The organism is Brachyspira murdochii DSM 12563, from assembly GCF_000092845.1.
Lineage (GTDB): Bacteria > Spirochaetota > Brachyspiria > Brachyspirales > Brachyspiraceae > Brachyspira > Brachyspira murdochii.
In genome coordinates this window covers 473481-493331 of record NC_014150.1, presented here as the reverse complement: position 1 = coordinate 493331, position 19851 = coordinate 473481, and the positions used below count along the sequence as shown (strand labels likewise).

Below are 19851 nucleotides of genomic sequence, written 5' to 3'. Positions count from 1 at the left end.
TTTTGAGGTGTATTTATGTTTAAAGCGATGAATAAATACTATGAAATTAATTTTGATAAAATATTAGAGCTTAAAGAAATAATAATTCATGAGAATATAGAAATAACTTGTGTAAACTCTAATGGTATAAGTATTATAGTACCGGGTTCTTGTGTAGATATTCTTATTAGTGAAAAAAATAATATTTTGCTTAGAAATGTAAAATATTATATATCATCATTTTCAAGTAAGTTTTTTAATTTGAATAATCCTCAAACCAATAAAAAGACAGTAGTAGAAGGATCTGATGAAAGTGAATATAGTGAATATGATTATTTTTATCATATATATAAAAATTGTATGCCTTCAAATGAAAAATTAAAATCGGCTAATTCCATATTTTTAGAAAAGATAGTAAAAGAAAAACCAAATAATAGAATCTATTTGCTAAAGCCTTATGCAGATGAATTAAAACTAGAATCTAAAGCACAAAAGGTAAGTAATGAAATAGCTATTTCTATAGAACGTATATTAACAGGATTGGGTATTATTGCAAGGCTTGACTTTATAAGATATATTAAATACATAAAAACGTCTAAACAAAATTCTAATAATATTATTAATACCGAAACTGAAGTTATGATTTCCAGTATCATGAACTCTATAGTAAGTTATTTGGAAAAAGAATATGTTTTTAGAGATATTTTTGATAATTTAGATTTACTTAATGATTCCAATATACTCAGTCATAGTAACCGAGTATTTATACTTATGGTAGAGTTTTTATATTATTATAATAATACTTTTAATAAGGGACTTAGTAATAAATTAAGACAGGATTATCAGGATAAATATTTAGAATATTATAGAGTGGTTTTAAATAAATTCAATATTTCTAAAGGAATAGAAAAACTAGAGAAATTATATAAACTTGGAATAAGAAAATTTACAGCTTCAGAGATAGTTAATTATGCTGTAGGAGCATTTTATCATGATGTTGCTATGCTTAATATTATGGATTTTATACCTACAGATGAGTTCATTAAAGATGGAGATTTTAAGGATTTTCATACATTAAAAGCATATTATTTTCTTAAATACGTATTAAATCAAAAAGATGAGGCAGCTTTAATTGCCGGTCTTCATCATGAATGCTATGGTTACGGCAGCGGAATAATGAAAAATTTTATTGATAAAAAAGCGAATGATCCTAAGCATAAAATAGATTTTTTAATGACTTTTGAAACAGAAGATATTGTTAATGCTGATGCTTTAGCATATTTTCCAGCTAAAATGCTTGAGATAGCTGATATATATGATAGTTTAACATTTATGAATGGAAGCAGAAACAAAAATCCTGAAGAAGTTGTTATGTTTATGAGAGCTATGTTTATAGATGAAAAAATAAAAATAGATCCGATAGCATTTTCTTTGTTTAGCCAATTTCTTTCAGATGTTAAAGGTATCAATATTATTGAGCAATAAATATAAATTTATTTTTTAATTTATTTGACTTTTCACAATAAAAATATATAATCATCTGATGATGTATAATGTTATAGTAGCAGGTTCAACCGATTTTACAAGAGATTGTATCTTACAATTAATGAAAACAGATAATGTCAATTTGAGCGGAGTAATAGCACCAATTGATACAAAGAAAGACAGAAAGGGTAATATAATAAACTCTCCTGTTGCTGAGGCAGCTTTAGAAAATAATCTTAATCTTTTTCAGCCTGAAAGTATTAATAAAGATGAGTTTTACGGTATTTTGACAGATATTGCTCCAGATTTTTTGATAGTAGTGGCATATGGCAAAATCTTAACTAAAAGAACATTGGCACTTCCTAAAATAATGCCTCTTAATATTCATGGTTCTCTTCTCCCTATACTTAGAGGAGCAAGTCCGGTGGAGCATGCACTTCTTTACGGATTTAAAAAGAGCGGAACTACATTACAAAAAATGGATGCTAAATTAGATGAAGGTGATATCATACTTCAGCATGAGGTTGATATAGCAGATAACTGGCAATTTAATGATTTATATGATAGAATAAAAGAAAGCGGTGTTTATCTATTAAAAGAGTTTTTTAAAGATGCTGACAGATACTTATCTAATATGATAAAACAAGATGATTCTTCAGCAACTTACTGCAGTAAGATAAAAAAAGAAGATGGTAAACTTGACTTCTCAAGAGATGTTATTAGCCTTCATAATATGACAAGAGCTTTTGTAAGATGGCCTACAGCATATTGTTTTTACAAAGATATATCAATAAGAGTTTTTAAGAGTGAATATAAATATAATACAAACTGTCAAAGTGATTTTGGAAAAATAGCTGATGTTAATAATGAAGGTATTTATATTCAGGCACTTAATGGTATTTATATAATAAAGGAACTTCAAAGGGAAGGCAAAAAAAGACAGACAGTAAAAGAATTTCTATGCGGAAATAAATTAAATATAGGCGAATATTTTCTTTAATAATCTTGGAGTTAATTATAAATGAGCAGAAAAAAAAATAAATCTGAAGTTAAAACTAATACTGAAGAAAAAGCGGAAATAAAAATTGAAAAATCAGAAAAAATAGAAGTTAAAAAAGATAATAAACATTTTGGTAATATCTTAAATAAGATAATTTTTTATATAAAGAAATTTATAAATATTATTTTACCGGATGGTATAGTAAGCGATTCTAAATCATTACTTGTTTTTGGAAGATTGACACTTTTTGCTTTAATACTTTTTGTTTTGCAGATATTGGTTGTATGTATAGTTGTATTTGTCATAGTAAAATCAGGAGGCGAATCTTTTGTACTTCCAGATGTTGAGGGAAAGGAAGTATTTCAGGCCTTTAATACTTTAGAGAAAGAGGGTATGAATCTTAATATTCAAACTCATTATTTTAATAATTATCCATTAGGTACAGTTGTAAGTCAGGAGCCTAAAGGCGGAATTAAGGTAAAAAGAGGAAGAACTGTTTATTTAGTTATTAATGCTGCAGAACAGGCTTTAGTAAAAATGCCAGATGTTACTGGTATTAAATATGAGGAAGCACTCAGTATTATTACAAATGATGTTTTAAGTACTATGACAAATGTTGCTATACTTCCAAAAGTAGAAATAAATGATTCTCTTTATGAAAACGATATAGTAGTTTCGCAAATTCCTGCAGCTGAAGATGTAGTCAGTATGAATACAGAGATAATATTAACTGTTAATAATAAAAAATCTCAAAATCAGCAATAATATATTTCTATATTAAATTTAAAGAATGCAGCATTTTTTTCCGAATATAGTAATCGGAGAGTTATATGGCTGAAGGAAAAGAATGTGAATTTTGCGGCAGTACTAAATCTGAAGTTTATATAAAAACAGATTTAGTAAGCTATAATAAATGTTTAAATTGCGGACTTATATATCAATATCCTGTTTTAAGCCAAGAAGAGATAAATGATATATATAGTGATAATTATTTTGAATATGAAGTAACCAATCAGGACAATTTTTTTGGTCTTATGAAGCTTGCTATGAAAGATATAGGCTTTGATAAAATAGAAAGCAAACTTCCTAATAAAAATGTACTTGATATAGGATGTGCTACTGGAATGATGCTTAATTATTTAAAGACTAAGGGCTATAATGCTCAGGGTATTGAAATATGTTCATCATCTGCTGAGTATGCAAGAAAAAATTACGGTGTTGTAGTTCATGAAAAACCTTTACTAGAAGTAGGATTTGACAGTGATTATTTTTCATTTATACACTTTTCACATGTTATAGAACATGTACCCAATCCTGCAGATACTTTAAAAGAAATTTACAGAATACTTGCTAAAGGCGGGTATTTGGCAATAACAACACCAAACGCAGACGGTATGTTTGCAAAAAAGTATAAAGGAGCTTGGAGGGCTGTTATGCCGCAGCATTTATGGCTGTTTTCAAAGACTACATTATCGAATTATATGAAAAATATTGGTTTTAATATTATTAGTGATTTTTCTTGGGGATCTATACCAATAGAGAAGAAACCTAATAAAATAATTAAAGCTTTTTTTGATAAATATGTTAAATTATTTAATAGAGGAGATGTTATGCTCTTCTTGTGTAAGAAATGAGAATAGTTTTTTGCAGATTTTTAAGGAGAATATATGGCTAAGGAAATTATAAAACCAACATTATCAATAGATCCTAACAATTATGAGTTTTATTATGATAATACAATTAATACCAGAGAAATTTATGATCAAATTGTGGATATTGATAGTAAGGATCAAAATTTGTATGAAGAACTTGTAAAAAATTATGTTCACCCCGGAGATGCCATATTAAGATCCATTTCTAAACGTGAGGGTATAAAAGCTGGTAAGAATGTGAAGTTTGATAAAATGACTGGTAATTATAGATCTACAGAGCATGGATATGTATTTTATGATGAATTAAAATCAGTATCTATCATACCAGTTATCAATGTTGCTGACAAATGGAGAGGTGTCATGGTACTGCCGCCTCAAAAACAGCAGAAAAAACAAGTTGTCTTGGAAGAAATACAGACAATAATATCGCAAATACCTATCAAATTAATGGTAGATTATGATAAAGTAGCAGAATTAGTTGCTTATAATTTGAAATATGATGAAGGTGTAATGTGTGTATTTGTTCAGGGAAGAAAACCTATAGACGGAAATGTTCAGAAAGTTATACTAGATTATGATTTCACTATAGATACAGGTAAAGAATCAGAAGACGGAGCTATAGACTTTAAAGAAAGAGGTTTTATACACAATATAGAAGCTAATGTTCAAATAGCACACTTTATGGAAGAAAAGCCTTCTTTGGACGGACTTGATATATATGATGTTGTTATGGAAGCACATTATGATGAAGATCCTTGTTACAAATTAGGAAAAAATGTTAAAGTAGATGAAGACGGTATAATTATTAGAAGCTCTATAAGAGGTATATTAAGCAATCACAATAATACTTTATCTGTAAGTACAGTTGCTGAAATAGATAAAGTAGACTTATCTACTGGAAATATAGAAGTTAATGGTTCTCTTATTATCAGAGATAATGTTGCTCCCGGTTTTTCTATAAAAACTGAAGGAGATATCTTAGTAAGAGGAAATATAGAAGATGCTGAAATAGAATGTGCTGGAAATTTAATAGTTTCAGGCGGTATAATAGGCGGAACTAACAGTAAAATATATGTTAATGGCAAATTATCTTCTCAGTTTATAAGAAATGCCTCCATAATATGTAAGGGGGATTTACTTGCTAATCAGTTAGTTAATGCTGAAATATTGTGTAATGACAGGGTAATAGTGCTTGAAGGCAAGGGCGTTATTATCGGAGGAAATGTTAAAGCTTTAAATGGAGTTTGGGCTAAAAGTATAGGTTCTATGAGTGAATCAAAAACTACTATCACAGTGGGTAGAGATGCTGAGGCTGATGCTGAGTTTAAAAATATCGTTGCTACAGTTAAGACCAATAAAGAAGAGATAAGTAAAATAAAATCACTTTTGGGTACAGAGTATTTTAAAAATCCTAAAGCTTTTATAGAGAGAATACCAGTAAATAAAAGAGAGGGTATAAAAGATATCTTAAAAAGAATTACTAACCTTGTTAAAGAAACAGCACAGCTTGAGGCTAGAAGAGATGAAATGAGTGCTGAATTTGAAAAATTATCTCATAGCAGCATTACATCTATGGAAGGATTTTTTCCGGGAGTTACTATTTATATATCAAGTATGAGAAAATATATATCTAAAAAGATTTCAGGTACTGAATATTTTTATTCTAAGGAATTAAGAGATATATCAGAAAAAGCTCCTAAACTTCTTCCTTTGGAGGAATATGATTTTCCTAGAGAAATAAAAGAAGATTAATAATCTTATTCTATTAATATTATAAAAAATAAGCGTAATACATAATCATTTAAAAATTTTAGCTGATTATGTATTATGCTTTTTTGTATAAAAAAGAGAAAGATTTCTCTTTTATAATTTATGATAAATTATTTTAGATTTCGCATACTGGAGCTTGCCTTACCCTTATTTTTACAGCACTTCCTTCTCCAAATACATTATTCATATATTTTTTATATTCTTCTGATTTTTCTAAAGGTATTAAAGCCTGTATAGTACCAGCAAAACCTCCTCCATGTACTCTGCATGCCCCTTCGCCTTTTAGGAAATCTTTTGTAAGACATATAGCCAAAGCTACTCCCATATTTTTTGAACTTGTAACAGAATAGCAGTTTTGTAAATACATAAAACTTGAAAGTCCTGATTCATTCATAAGTTTTATGTAAGTTTTAATATCATCATTTTTTAGAGCATTTATCTGATTTATTACCCTTTCATTTTCTTCTATGAAGTGATAAGCCCTCATTACAGCTCTGTCGCCGATTTTTTCTCTTAATTTTGAAGCATTATCTATTAATTCTTTTTTAGTTATTTCTCTGCACACTTTTTTACCGAAATAATCAGCAATGGCATTCATCTCTTCTCTTATAGCAGCATATTCATTAGTAAGAGAACTATGATCTCCTTTAGCATCTACTATCATAAGAGCATATCCATTACTTTCAAAATCATATTCTACTTTTTCTATAATAGGGTTGTTATTGTCTTTAAAATCTATAGACATAATTCCGCCTACAGAACAGCCCATTTGATCCATAAGTCCGCATGGTTTTCCAAAATATATATTTTCAGCATATTGTCCTATTTTGGCTATATCTACTTTGCTTATCTTATCATCATTATATAATGCATTCTGTATCTCTCCAATTAAAGATTCAAAACTTGCAGAACTGCTTAATCCGCTTCCTATAAGCACCTTATTATTTAATGATATTGTACAGCCGCCTATATTATATCCTTCTTTTTTTATCCCTGCACAAACACCTCTGCTTAAAGCATTTGATTTTCCGTATTCATTTTTGTCTATTTCTAAATTATTAATATCTACAACATCAGGATTATTTGAATAGTCAGTATAAACTACTATTTTATTGTCATTTCTTTTTGAAACTATAGCAAGTTTATCTAAATTTATAGATGCTGTAAGTACGCATCCGTTATTATGGTCAGTATGATTGCCTGATAATTCTGTTCTTCCAGAGGCACTAAATAAATATATTTCTTCGCTTTTATCTATACTTTCAAAATGTTTTATTGTTTTTTCTAGTCTATTATAGGCTTCAGATATGCTTTTTTCATCTCCTCCGTATATTAATGAAAATTTTTCATGCATTTTCTTCTCTTTTAATAATTCTTTTAATTGGGATATATTATACATACTTAATCCTTATATTTATTATGTTATCATGATAAACAATTATAATAATTTTGTCAAAGAAAAAATCACAAAACAATCATATAAATTTAATTTACAAATATATAAAATATTTACTTTTTATTTACTTTTTATGTAAAATATATATATTTTTTATCATTTTTAGTAAAAAATATTTACGTTAATATAGATTTTTTTAAATTTTTATAATATACTATTACTATAATGATTTATGGAGTTATTTATGAAATTTATGCAAACTTTAAAATTTAGAATGCCTTTTACTATTATATCGTCTGTAGCTATAATGCTTATTATACTTATGATAGTAATAATATCATCTTCTTCTGTATTTATAGAAAATACTGCTTTAAGAGGATTTATGGAAACAGCAGACGGATATAGGGATTTAGTTTCTGTGTGGTTAAATGATCAAAGAGATTTAACTTCTGTAATCGCAAAAGAATCAGAGTTTTTGGATTATTTTAAAACACCTAATGAGCTTAATTTAACTATAGCAGAAAGTGAATTGATAGAATTATTAGGAGAGTTGGGAGATCATTTTGCCTCTTTTTCTTTATTTGATTTAAATGGAAAATTAGTAACTTCCACATCAGAAAATACTATAGGAGGCGACATAGCAAATAGAGGATTGTGGAATCGTTTAATAGAAAGCGGATATAAATATTCAATAGCAGATGAGATAGAAATGTCTCCTATGAATGATGAATATGTTATTACCGTATTATCAGGAGTAGTTGATTATACAGGAAAACCAGCCGGAGTTTTGGCGGCAGAATTAAAATGGGATAATTTTGCTAAAAAATATTTTTCTGAAATCACTATAGGAAAAACTGGTAATATTTATGTAGTAGATGAAGACGGTAAGAGAGTAGCTCATAAAGATGTTCAAAAGATTAATACTGTATCAGAAGGATCAAGAAATGCACTTGCTGCTGCTTCTACTGAAAGAAAAGGTACTTTACATTATGAAGATGAAGGCAAAAAAGTAATGGCTTTTTCAAGGCTTGATAATATAGATTGGATAATGTGTGTTACTATGCTTGAAAGTGAATTTTATTCTGACAGAAATACTCTTATAAAAATAACTGTTGTTTTAAGTGTGTTGCTTCTTTTTATTACTTCATTTATAGTGGTAAGATATGTCCATGTTCATATATCAAAAGTTTTAACAAAGTTAGCTAATGATTTAAATAGACTTGGAAACGGAGATCTTACAGTTAAAGCACCAACTAAATTTTTAAGCAGCAAATATAAAAATCATGAATTTGGAATAATAGCAAACGGATTTAATAATACAATAAAAAAATTAAAAAATATAGTTGAAAATATAATAGATTCTTCAAACAATATAGAATTAACCTCAAAAGAATTAGAAAACGGAAATAATGATTTAGCATTGAGAACTCAGTCCCAGTCATCATCATTGGAGGAGACAGCAAGCTCTATGGAACAGATGGCTTCAAATATAAAAAATTCTGCTGAAAAATCGGTTATAGGAAATAATATGATGAATGATTCCAAAAAATCAGTGGAAGAGGCTGGACTTATAATAGACAGCACTACTAAAAGTATGGAAGCGGTTTATGAAGCAAGCAGAAAAATTACTAATATAACAAAACTTATAGAAGATATAGCTTTTCAGACAAATATATTGGCACTTAATGCTTCAGTTGAAGCAGCACGTGCAGGAGAGCAGGGAAGGGGGTTTTCTGTTGTAGCCTCTGAAGTAAGAACATTAGCACAAAATACTCAGACTTCTGTTAAAGATATAACTTCTCTAATAGCCGACTCTGATGAAAAAATAAAAGTAGCAGCAGAAGCAGCTAGAAAATCACAGGAAATATTTACCGATATAAAAGATAAAATAGAAAGTACAGCAAGCATAATGAAAGATATTTCTACAACAGCAGTGGAACAGCAGTCTGGAGTAGAGCAGGTTAATCAAGCTGTATTAAAAATGGATGCAAGTACTCAGGAAAATGCTAGTTTGGTAGAGCAGTCAAAAGATGCAAGTATTACATTGAGCAGCGAGGCACAGAAATTGATAGAAGCTGTAAGTTATTTCAAATTATAAAAGTATTATCTATATTAATTATTAATTAGCCTGATAAAATAGTCAGGCTAATTTTTTATATTATAATTTTATTTACAAATATTAATTTTTTATAAAGCAGGCTTGAAGCCTTTTTCCTCAAGAAGTTTCTGAGTTCTTTTATCCCATATTTTATCATCAGTAATTACAGATACAAATTTTAATCTTGGGGCTGTTTCTTTAGATATAGCATCTATATTAAAGCATTTTATATTTTCAAGTATTAATGTTCTTACTCTTGCATGATTTAATACAGAGTCCATATTTTCTAGGTTTCTTAAATTTTTTAATACAACTTTTTTTAAATCTTCTAAAAGACTAAAATCTGGAAGCTCTTTAAGTTCTGGTATATTATTTAATTCTAAAGTTTTTAGAGTTTTCATTTCAGATAAGAATTTGAATGATCTTATATTTTTTCCTTTTTCTATATAAAGCTCTTCAAGTTCCGGAAGTTTTTTAGGCATTTCTTCTTCATGAGAGACTCCGGAAAGAATTGCTATTTTTTTTAGGTTAGGGTTTTTATCAAAAGATTCCATTCTGAACGTTCCAGCACCTATTTCTTTTATTGTGCTTCTCATAGCTAAATACACATCTTGTCTTAATGTTAATCCGTTTTCTATATATATGCTTTCAAGATTTTCTATATTATCAAGCGGTTTTAATTCCATATCTTTAGGCAAATCACCATATAGATGCAGGCTTTTTAAGTTAATAAGTCTTGCAAATATATCAATACTTTTTAAAGGGTATTTCATAGAAGCATGATATACAAGATTTTTCAAATCTGGTAAGGCTCTTAGTAAATCATTACCCATTATATTATTTTTATAAGAATCATTTTTATCTGAGGAGATGTTCAAAAAGAAGTCTTCTCTTACTCTCAAAACTTCATTAAGTGCAGAAATATTTTCTTTAGGTATTCCTATATCATCTACAAATAATGTCAGGCTTTCTTCGGAGGCATTTAAATTAGATATGGCTTGATTATCCAATACCGATATTTTTATATTCTTCATAAAATACATTCCTAATATAAAGCTATATTTAAAGAACTGGTGCTATTATCCTGCAGGCTGAGTTTCTTAATCTTACAAGCATAGGCTGTTTAGAGTATTCTTCTATAGTTACCTTATGGGAGTTCATCATATCTTTTTTAAATATATCTTCAAATTTTTTGGCTATATCAGTATCATATATAACCGCATTCATTTCATAATGTAAATAAAAACTTCGTATATCCATATTGCATGTTCCACATGATACTATTCTTCCATCCATTATACAGAATTTGCTGTGTAAAAATCCTTTTTCGTACAAGTATATATTAACTCCAGCTTTGAGAAGCGTTTCAAAATAAGTCTGAGCTACCCACCAAGCTACAAGTTTGTCAGGTTTTCCAGTTATCATTAAATGCACATCCACTTCAGATAAAGCAGCATTTTCTAAAGCAGCTAAAAAACTGTCATCTGGAACAAAATACGGACTTTCTATATATATGCTTTCTTTTGCTTCTTCTATCATTTTAGAATATACTTTTTGTATGCTGTCCCATTTAGAGTCAGCACCAGAACTTATAATCTGAATAGGCAGAAATTTATCTGTTGCTGATATTGGAAATAAATCTTTTCTTATTATTGAAATTCTTTCTTCATCTAGTTCCTTATCAATATATTTCAATTTTCTTGAAAGTTTATGTTTTTTTTCACTTATATTAAATGCTTCTAAATCTCTTCCTCCTGCATTATACCAGTCGCATACAAACACATTCTGTATAAGATTGCAGGCATCTCCTACTATTCTCATATGTACATCTTTCCAAGATTCAAAACGTTTTCCTCCGTCTATGTACTCCTGTCCCATATTCATTCCGCCCATATAGGATACAACACCATCAACTACAACTATTTTTCTGTGATTTCTGTAATTTACAAATCTAGTCCATAATATAGAAAAGGGATCATGATAATAAAGAAATTTTATACCGTTCTTTTTTAATTCTTTTCTGTATTTTTTGCTTATTCTCATTAAAGAGCCTACTCCGTCAAATATAAGTCTTATTTCAACTCCTTCTTTGGCTTTCTTGATAAGAACATTTTTAATTCTTTCTCCAAGTTCATCGCTTCTCCATATAAAATATTCCATATGTATAGTTTTTTCTGCAAGTTTTAAATCTTCTATTACCGCATTAAAAAGTTTTTCTCCTTCATCAAATACATAAACTTCATTTTGTACTGTAATAGGAGAATATCCGCTATTTATAGCAAGTTTTACTAAGTTGATATTTCTGCCGTAATTGCCCTGCATATTATCAAGTATTGTTATTTGTTCTTTTAATAGTGATGAAAAATATTTTTTTATCATATCTTCAGGAAGTTTTGCTGAAATTTTTTTCTTTGATTTTCTCCAATCCATTCCTAAAAATATATAAAATATTACTCCTATATAAGGTAAAAACACTAATACTGTAAGCCAAGCTATAAAAGAGTATGGCGGTCTGTTTTCAAGAAGCATTTTTATAGCTATTGATACAACATACAAAAAAAATATAATAGTTAATATATAAAATACCATTTCCGTTCCAATATTATTTTTTATGATAGCTTTTAATACTATATAGAAAGATAATAAATGTCAACAAAAATAATATTAACATAATAATAAAATTCATTAAAACACTTGACAAAAATCATTAGTACGTTAAAATAGTATTACTTCCGAAAATATTTGTAATGAAGGGCGTTGGTTTTCTTTTCTGGAAAGAGACCGACACTCTTTTTTTATGTTTTAGGAAAATATATTATACGCCGCTTTTATATGAATAATAAAAATAGTAAAATAAAACCGCAAAAACAAAAAGAGTACGGCAGAGTACCTAAAAAAAAGAAATTACAGAAAGAGAAATCTAATAAGACTACGCCTATTATAGATGAAGTATTATTATTTAATGGTATAAAGGATATTTTGGAGAAAGACGGTATATATTTGCTTGATTTGAAAGTGAGAGCAATTTCAGATAACAAAAAAGTATATGCTGTTATTTATAAAAAGAAAGAAAGTGTATCTCATACTCATTGCATAGAAACTACAAGAAAGATTCAGGAATGTATAAAGCAAAACGGATATGATGAGGGTGATTATACTATAACAGTTTCATCTGCGGGATTTAGATGGAAATTTAATGACAGGTATGAACTTTTTGAAGGCATGCCTATAAAAATAAAGTACAGAGACGGTGAGCAGTTTATTACATCTTATGCGGAATTAAAAGAGGCTGAAGATGATTATATCATTATAAATGTTTTGGATGAGGATAATATTATTAATGAAAAAAATATCAAAATATTAAAAAATGATATTATAAAAGCAAGATTAAATTGTTAATATATTATGATAATATAAAAATAAAAAAATGGAGAATATCAAATGTTTGAAAACGTTGGAACTTATTTACAGCAGCTTTCTGATGAAAAGGATATTAGTGTAGAGCTTTTAAAAGAAGTTATAGCATCTACTATGGAATTAGCTCTAAAAAAGAAATATGGAAATGATATAAATTTTCATATTCATTTTGATAATAAAAATAATCCTACTGTATATAAGGGAGCTAACGTTGTAGAAGAAGTAAGAGATAAAAATAAAGAAATATCTTTAGAAGAGGCTAAAAAATTAGACCAAGATATTAATTTGGGTGATGAAGTATTAATACTTGTTGATCAGGTTGAGGCATTTGGAAGAATAGAGAGTATGGTTGCTAAAACTACATTTTTTCAGAAGATTTCAGACCTTGAAAAGAATATTATATATAATGAGTTTAAAAGAAGAGAAAATCAGCTTGTAAACGGATATTTCCAAAGAGAGCATAAAGGAACTATTTATATAAATCTAGGAAAAACAGAAGGGGAATTACAGAAAAAAGATCAGTCTCCTAGAGAACATTATACAGTAGGCGACAGAATAAGAGCTTATATATATAAAGTTCAGGGCGGTAAAGATGACAGAACAGGCAAAGAAATACCTACTAAAATACTTCTTACTAGAACAAAAGCAGATTTTATTAAAAAACTTTTTGAACTTGAAATACCAGAAATAGCAGACGGTACTATAGAAATAAAAAATGTAGTAAGACAGCCGGGCTTAAAAATTAAAGTTGCAGTTGTATCCAATAAACCAGAAGTAGACCCTATAGGAGCTTGTATAGGTCAGAAAGGTATACGTATACAGTCAATTATAAAAGAAATTGAAGGTGAAAAAATAGATGTTGTAAAGTGGTCTAAAGATATTAGAGAATATATAGCTGAGGCAATAACTCCAGCCAAACCTATACGTATTATCATCACAGATCCAGAGAAAAAAGAAGCTATGATAATCATACCAGATGAGCAGCTTTCTTTGGCACTTGGTAAAAGCGGTTATAATGTAAAACTAGCTTCTCAGCTTACTGGATATTATTTTGATATAAAAACAGAAACAGATATTAAAGAAAATCCAGAATTATTGAAAGATATTGTACCATTAAATCAAATATTCTCAGATACTGCTGAAGAGACAGAAAATTCTAGTGAAGCAGAAGCGGCAGAAGCGGCAGAAGTATTTGAAAGTAATCTTTATTCTCTACAGGGTATTGATGAGAGTATAATAAAAACTCTTATAGATAATGGTATTAACTCTATAGAAGAATTGTATAACTTATCAGCTGAAGAGATTATGGAGAAAACAAATCTCGATAAAGATACTGTTGATAATCTGATGCTTGTAATGAAAGATGTTGTAGAAATAGTTGAAAGCGAAGATGAATATGAAACTACTTCAGAAGAGGTTGTTGAAGAGATAGAAGTTTATGAGTGTCCTAATTGCGGTTCTAGCATTACAGAGGATATGACTAAATGTCCTAAATGTGGAATTGAGCTTTCTTTTGAATAATTTATATAATTGAGTTATTTTTATGATATGTGAGGTTTGCGGAAGTAAGAATTATTCTGAAATAGGCACTATAAAAAATATATGGCAGAGTGATAAAAAGGTTTATCAATGTTCTAATTGCGGACTTTACTTTATAGATTTGCCTACTGATGAAGAAATATACATCTTATATAAAAATGAATATCATAATAATATAAAAAATAAGTTATTTGAGACAGCTAAAAGTAAGATGCGTTATGCGAGGAGTTTATCTCAGTTTAATTTTATAAAAAAGTATATTGACTTTCATAATAAAAAAGTATGTGAGATTGGTGCTTTTGACGGACTGCTTCTTAACATATTTAAAAAAAATGGCTGTGATGTTTATGGTTATGAGCTTAATGATAATGCAAGACTTTACGCTAAAAATAAATATGATATTGATTTGAATACTAATTTTTTAGAAAGCAAAGAGAAGTACGATATTATAATGCTTTCGCATGTTATAGAGCATTTTAAAAATCCCTTTGATGTACTTATTAAAATTAAGAATATGCTTAAAGATAATGGATATTTATATATAGAAGTGCCTAATTCTCCTAATAAAAATCAATGCAGTTATGATATTCTTATGAGATATTTATCTACAGAGCATATTGTTAATTTTAATATTGAAAATTTAAAAATGTTTGTAAAAAAAGCTGATTTAAATATTATAGAATGTCAGTATAGCAACTATTCAGTTTCAAGATACAATGATAAATTGAGGGCTAATATATTAGAAGGAAGTATTCCAAGTTTAATAAATTTCTTTTCATTTTCTTTATTTGCTTTCAAAACTTTTGCTGCTCCTAATAGTACATTCATTAATTATTATGATAATAACAATTTATGGTCTTATGGTGAAAATATAAGAATCATAGCACAATTAAAAAATTAGTATATTTTTAATAATTTCTTATTCTTTTTATAAAAAAAGTATAATTATTTTTGACTTTGTAAATATAATCTATATATTTTAAAGTATATGTTTTTATTTTGTATAAAGGATTTTTTTATGAAAAATAGATTGATGGTTAAATTTTTAGCTCCTTTTATAATATTTTTATTAGTATTATTTATCATAATTTGTTTTGTTTACAGACCTTTATATAAATCAAGATTTTTAAGAGAAAAGTACCTGCAAACTTTAGAAGCAAAAACAAGAACTGAAGGATATGTTGAAGAGCTTAAAAATACTATATATGTGATGGGAGCGTATTTGGAATCTAATCCTAGCTGGGCAGAATTTGGAAATTTTATTACGAATGTTCAAAAGCTCAATACTGGATATTTAAATGTTTATTTTGGAGGAAGTGTTCCTTATCCGGAAGGCGGTGTATTTATGAATACTTTGGAAGTTTATCCTCTAACTTATGATCAAACTTCTAGAGATTGGTATAAGGATTCCGTTGCTGCTAGTGATATAATGATTAGTGAGCCTTATATTGATTTTGCTGTTAATAAACTTACTGTAACATTTGGTAAGGCTGTTTATACTAATGGAGCTTTAAAAGGTGTGTGTGCCATAGATTTTGCCAATATTAATGCTATTACAGAGAGCCTTAAAAAGAATTTTACAGAAGATGTTTACATAGTTTCTGAAGAAGGTATTTTTATGACGCATGAAAACAGTGATTATATTTTGAATGAAACTAATAATTTATTTACTTATAAAATATTTTCTGATTTTAAAAATAATTTATCATCTCATATTGGGGATTTGAATATTATAAAAGATGAATGGTATTCTATTCAAAAAACTGATAATGCTCCTTGGATATTGGTATTCAAAGGAAGTGCTGAACCTTTTTATTCTCAGTTCAGATTTATGATTATAAGTTTATTTTTATGTATAATACTGCTTATAGTTCTTGAGTTTATTTTAGTAGCTAAAATAGTAATACCTCTATCTAATAATTTATACCATGCCATTACTATAATGACTTTGATGCAGGACGGAAGATTTGACAGTCAGTTTGATGAAAAAGAATTAAAAAGAAGAGATGTAACAGGGGTTTTAGCTAATTCTATTAATGATATGCAGCATATAATGCATACTATAGTTTCTGAATTAAAGACTAATATATCTCTTATTAATACTTCTTCAGAAAAGATATCAGGAGGAATAGATAATTTATCCAACCGCACTTCATCTCAGGCAGCAGCTGTTGAAGAGATTACAAGTTCTATTGAGAATCTTTTTTCTGCTATATCAAATACTTCAAAAAGTTCGTATAATGCCAAAAATATGAGTGTTAAAGTTACAGAGGCCACTCAAAACGGAGTTTCTGCTGTAAGCGATATATCTAATAATATGATAATATGATAGAAATTTCAGAATCTAGTAAGGAAATATCAAATATCACAAAATTGATACAGTCTATAGCTTTTCAAACTAATATATTAGCACTTAATGCAGCAGTTGAAGCGGCACGTGCTGGTGAGCAGGGCAGAGGATTTGCTGTTGTTGCTTCTGAAATTAGAGCCTTGGCACAGAATGTTAATGAAGCAGCTGGAAATATAACTGACATAATAGAAAAAACTGTTGCAAAAATAGAAGTAGGTGATGAATCTGTAAAACGTTCTTTGGATATACTTGTAGAAATAGAGAAATCTGCTAAAGATGTATCTGATATACTTTCTCAAATATATGAATCTGCTTCTGAAGAGGAAGAGAGTGTAAAACAAATTAATACGGCTATGAATGAACTTAATAATATTACACAGGAAAATGCAGAACTTGTTAATGAAAGTTCTTTACTTGGAAAAGAAGTAGTGCAGGGTACAAGTAATTTGTCATCTGAATTGGAATATTTTAAGCTTGATTCTGATTTTAAATAATTATTTTTTATAATAAAAAAAGGAGAGGTATTTATTTACACTCTCCTTTTATATATTAAAATATTTTGTTTTATAATTTTTTTATTATAGAGCAAACCTCTTCTGTTTCTTCCATACTTATATCTCTATGCGTAACAAATCTTATTTTATAGTCTCCGAAAGAGCTTGCTTTTATTCCTTGTTCTGATAATTTGGATAATATATTTGATGAAGGCTCTTTAGTATCTGCTATTACTATATTAGTTTCAACATTATCCAAATTAATATCACCTATTTTACTTTCAATTATTGCTTTTGCTATTTTTTTTGCTTTTTGATGATCTTCTTCTAGGCTTTCTATATTGTGTTCTAAAGCATATATGCAAGCTGCTGCCATAAGTCCTATTTGTCTCATTCCTCCGCCTATTAATTTTCTTATGCTGAATGCCTCATCAATAAAATCTTTATTTCCGCATATCATAGCTCCCATAGGTGCACCAAGTCCTTTTGATAAGCAGAATGTTATAGAATCAGTATTTGAAGCTATTTCTTTTACAGATTTTTTGCTTGCTATAGATGCATTAAAAACTCTAGCACCGTCCATATGAAGATGGATATTTTTTGATTTAGTAAAGTCATAAAGCTCTTTTAATATTTCTATAGGATAAACACTTCCTCCATGTCTGTTATGGCTGTTTTCTACTTCAACTATACTTACAGTTGACATATAATAAGGCTGTTCTTTAATATAATTTTTTACAATATCTTTTGTTAGTATTCCTCTATCAGCTTTTACAGTTAGAGGCATAATACCTGCTAAAGATGAAGCTCCTCCAAGTTCATAATGTACTATATGAGATTCTTCTTCTAGCAGAACTTGTTTATTTTTTCTTCCTAATATCATCATAGGTATTAAATTACCCATAGTACCGCTTGAAACAAATATTGCTTTTTCTTTTCCAGTAATTTCAGCAGCCATTTTTTGAAGTTTATTTACTGTTGGGTCTTCCATATAAACATCATCGCCGCATTCTGCATTGTATATTGCTTTACGCATTGCTTCGCTTGGTTTTGTAATGGTGTCGCTTCTTAAGTCATAGATTTTCATTTTTTATAACTCCAATTTATATAAAAACTTTTTTTAATTTTTATTTTCAAATAATTCTATTTCTTTTTTTATAAATTACAACTAATATTAAAAAATAATTGAAATAATTTATAATTTTATCTATAATGATTTAGTATTTTATAATTTTTTATATTAAGGATAAATAATCTATGATAAAAAGATATACTAGAAAAGAAATGGGCGAGCTTTGGAGCTTGCAAAATGAGTTTCAGGTTATGCTTGATGTTGAGATTGCTGCATGTGAGGCTATGGCTGAAATTGGAGAGATACCTTCAGAAGCAGTAAAAAATATTAAAGAAAAAGCAGCTTTTACAGTAGAGAGAATTGCCGAAATAGAAAAAGAAACCAATCATGACATAATATCATTCGTAACAGCTGTTCAGGAAAATGTAGGCGAGGGCGGACAGTATATACATAAAGGTTTAACTTCAAGCGATGTTAAAGATACTGCTTTGGCTGTGATGATGAAAAGATCTGCTGAAATAATACTTGATGATTTAAAAAGATTATCAGAGGTTTTATTAAGAAGGGCTAAAGAACATAAATATACTCCTTGTATAGGACGTACACATGGTATACATGCTGAACCTATGACATTGGGATTAAAATTTATATTGTGGTATGATGAAAATGAAAGGAATATTAAGAGAGTAGAAGAGGCTAAAAAACAGGTTTCTGTAGGTAAAATTTCAGGAGCAGTAGGTACTTACAGCAATATTGACCCTAGGATAGAAGAGATTGTTTGTAAAAAGTTAGGAATAGAAGCAGATAAAGTTTCTACTCAAATAATACAAAGAGACAGACATGCACAGTATCTTACTACATTGGCAATAGTAGCAAGTTCATTAGAGAAGTTTGCTACAGAAATTAGAAATTTGCAGAGAACAGATATAAGAGAAGCAGAGGAATATTTCAGCGAAAAACAAAAAGGTTCATCAGCTATGCCTCATAAAAGAAATCCTATCACTTGTGAGAGAATATCTGGATTAGCAAGAATTGTAAGAGGTAATGCACTAGCTTCTATGGAAGACATTACACTTTGGCATGAAAGAGATATAAGCCATTCATCAGTAGAGCGTGTTATACTTCCAGATTCTACGATTGCTGTTGATTATGCTCTTAATAAATTTATTGATATAGTAGATAAACTTTTAATATATCCAGATGCCATGAAAGCAAATATTGAAAAAACAGGCGGTTTAATATTCAGTCAAAGAATATTGATAAGTTTAGTTAATAAAGGAATTGATAGAGATAATGCCTACAGATGGGTTCAGAGAAATGCAATGAAAAGATGGCTCAATAACGAAGACTTCAGAGAGAATGTTCATAAAGATGAAGATATAAAAAAATATTTAAGCGATAAAGAAATAGATGACTGTTTCGATTATGCTTATTATTTGAGAAATATTGATGTTATAATGAAAAGATTTGGTATATAAAAATGAAAAATAAAAGAGGCTTTATATTTTTATAAGGTCTCTTTTTATTTGTATAAAAAATCATTATCTAATATTGACTTATATTTTTTATAAGTTAATATGATATTATTATATGTATATG

14 protein-coding genes and 1 pseudogene are annotated in these 19851 nt (G+C 28.4%); 11 read left to right on the top strand and 4 right to left on the bottom strand.

The annotated features are described in order from the left end of the window. The first annotated feature begins 15 nt into the window (after positions 1 to 15). From BMUR_RS02000 to BMUR_RS01980, 5 genes are all read left to right on the top strand, one after another. The gene (locus BMUR_RS02000) at positions 16 to 1464 is read left to right on the top strand and encodes an HD-GYP domain-containing protein (protein ID WP_013112923.1); all 1449 of its coding nucleotides are present in this window, start codon (positions 16 to 18) and stop codon (positions 1462 to 1464) included. Positions 1465 to 1525: 61 nt separating this feature from the next. Beyond that, positions 1526 to 2464, top strand: coding sequence for a methionyl-tRNA formyltransferase (fmt, locus tag BMUR_RS01995; protein ID WP_013112922.1), 939 nt, complete (start codon positions 1526 to 1528; stop codon positions 2462 to 2464). A gap of 21 nt (positions 2465 to 2485) precedes the next feature. After that, positions 2486 to 3229: a PASTA domain-containing protein gene (locus BMUR_RS01990; RefSeq protein ID WP_013112921.1), complete on the top strand. Its 744-nt coding sequence runs from the start codon at positions 2486 to 2488 to the stop codon at positions 3227 to 3229. A gap of 65 nt (positions 3230 to 3294) precedes the next feature. Beyond that, positions 3295 to 4098, top strand: a complete 804-nt coding sequence (locus BMUR_RS01985) for a class I SAM-dependent methyltransferase (RefSeq protein ID WP_013112920.1) — start codon at positions 3295 to 3297, stop codon at positions 4096 to 4098. Positions 4099 to 4131: 33 nt separating this feature from the next. Further along, complete coding sequence (locus BMUR_RS01980; RefSeq protein ID WP_013112919.1) at positions 4132 to 5868, top strand: DUF342 domain-containing protein; 1737 nt, start codon at positions 4132 to 4134, stop codon at positions 5866 to 5868. Positions 5869 to 6001: 133 nt separating this feature from the next. Here the strand turns inward: BMUR_RS01980 and BMUR_RS01975 are convergent, their stop codons facing one another. Then, a complete protein-coding gene (locus BMUR_RS01975) occupies positions 6002 to 7285 on the bottom strand; it encodes a galactokinase (RefSeq protein ID WP_013112918.1) in 1284 nt (427 codons plus the stop codon). A gap of 241 nt (positions 7286 to 7526) precedes the next feature. On the opposite strand from BMUR_RS01975, the gene BMUR_RS01970 reads away from it, so the two are divergent. After that, a complete protein-coding gene (locus tag BMUR_RS01970; protein WP_013112917.1) occupies positions 7527 to 9380 on the top strand; it encodes a methyl-accepting chemotaxis protein in 1854 nt (617 codons plus the stop codon). Between the two features lie 89 nt (positions 9381 to 9469). On the opposite strand, the gene BMUR_RS01965 is transcribed toward BMUR_RS01970, so the two are convergent. After that, positions 9470 to 10414: a leucine-rich repeat domain-containing protein gene (locus BMUR_RS01965; RefSeq protein WP_013112916.1), complete on the bottom strand. Its 945-nt coding sequence runs from the start codon at positions 10412 to 10414 to the stop codon at positions 9470 to 9472. A 28-nt stretch (positions 10415 to 10442) separates the two neighbouring features. Then, complete coding sequence (locus BMUR_RS01960) at positions 10443 to 11969, bottom strand: phospholipase D-like domain-containing protein (RefSeq protein ID WP_013112915.1); 1527 nt, start codon at positions 11967 to 11969, stop codon at positions 10443 to 10445. A gap of 243 nt (positions 11970 to 12212) precedes the next feature. Here BMUR_RS01960 and BMUR_RS01955 point away from each other — a divergent pair, with 243 nt between their 5' ends. The 4 genes and pseudogenes from BMUR_RS01955 (at position 12213) to BMUR_RS01940 (ending at position 17180) form a co-directional block, all read left to right on the top strand. Further along, positions 12213 to 12779 (top strand): ribosome assembly cofactor RimP, encoded by a 567-nt coding sequence (locus BMUR_RS01955; RefSeq protein WP_013112914.1) that lies wholly within the window; start codon positions 12213 to 12215, stop codon positions 12777 to 12779. 42 nt (positions 12780 to 12821) lie between these two features. Continuing rightward, complete coding sequence (gene nusA, locus BMUR_RS01950) at positions 12822 to 14318, top strand: transcription termination factor NusA (protein WP_013112913.1); 1497 nt, start codon at positions 12822 to 12824, stop codon at positions 14316 to 14318. A 22-nt stretch (positions 14319 to 14340) separates the two neighbouring features. Continuing rightward, entirely contained in the window at positions 14341 to 15237 is an 897-nt protein-coding gene (locus tag BMUR_RS01945; RefSeq protein WP_013112912.1) for a class I SAM-dependent methyltransferase, read from the top strand. A 117-nt stretch (positions 15238 to 15354) separates the two neighbouring features. Then, positions 15355 to 17180, top strand: a pseudogene (locus tag BMUR_RS01940) (methyl-accepting chemotaxis protein). 70 nt (positions 17181 to 17250) lie between these two features. On the opposite strand, the gene BMUR_RS01935 reads toward BMUR_RS01940, so the two are convergent. Then, the gene (locus BMUR_RS01935) at positions 17251 to 18267 is read right to left on the bottom strand and encodes a threonine aldolase family protein (protein WP_013112911.1); all 1017 of its coding nucleotides are present in this window, start codon (positions 18265 to 18267) and stop codon (positions 17251 to 17253) included. Positions 18268 to 18437: 170 nt separating this feature from the next. On the opposite strand from BMUR_RS01935, the gene purB reads away from it, so the two are divergent. Next, the gene (gene purB, locus BMUR_RS01930) at positions 18438 to 19730 is read left to right on the top strand and encodes an adenylosuccinate lyase (protein ID WP_013112910.1); all 1293 of its coding nucleotides are present in this window, start codon (positions 18438 to 18440) and stop codon (positions 19728 to 19730) included. The last annotated feature ends 121 nt before the right edge of the window (positions 19731 to 19851 follow it).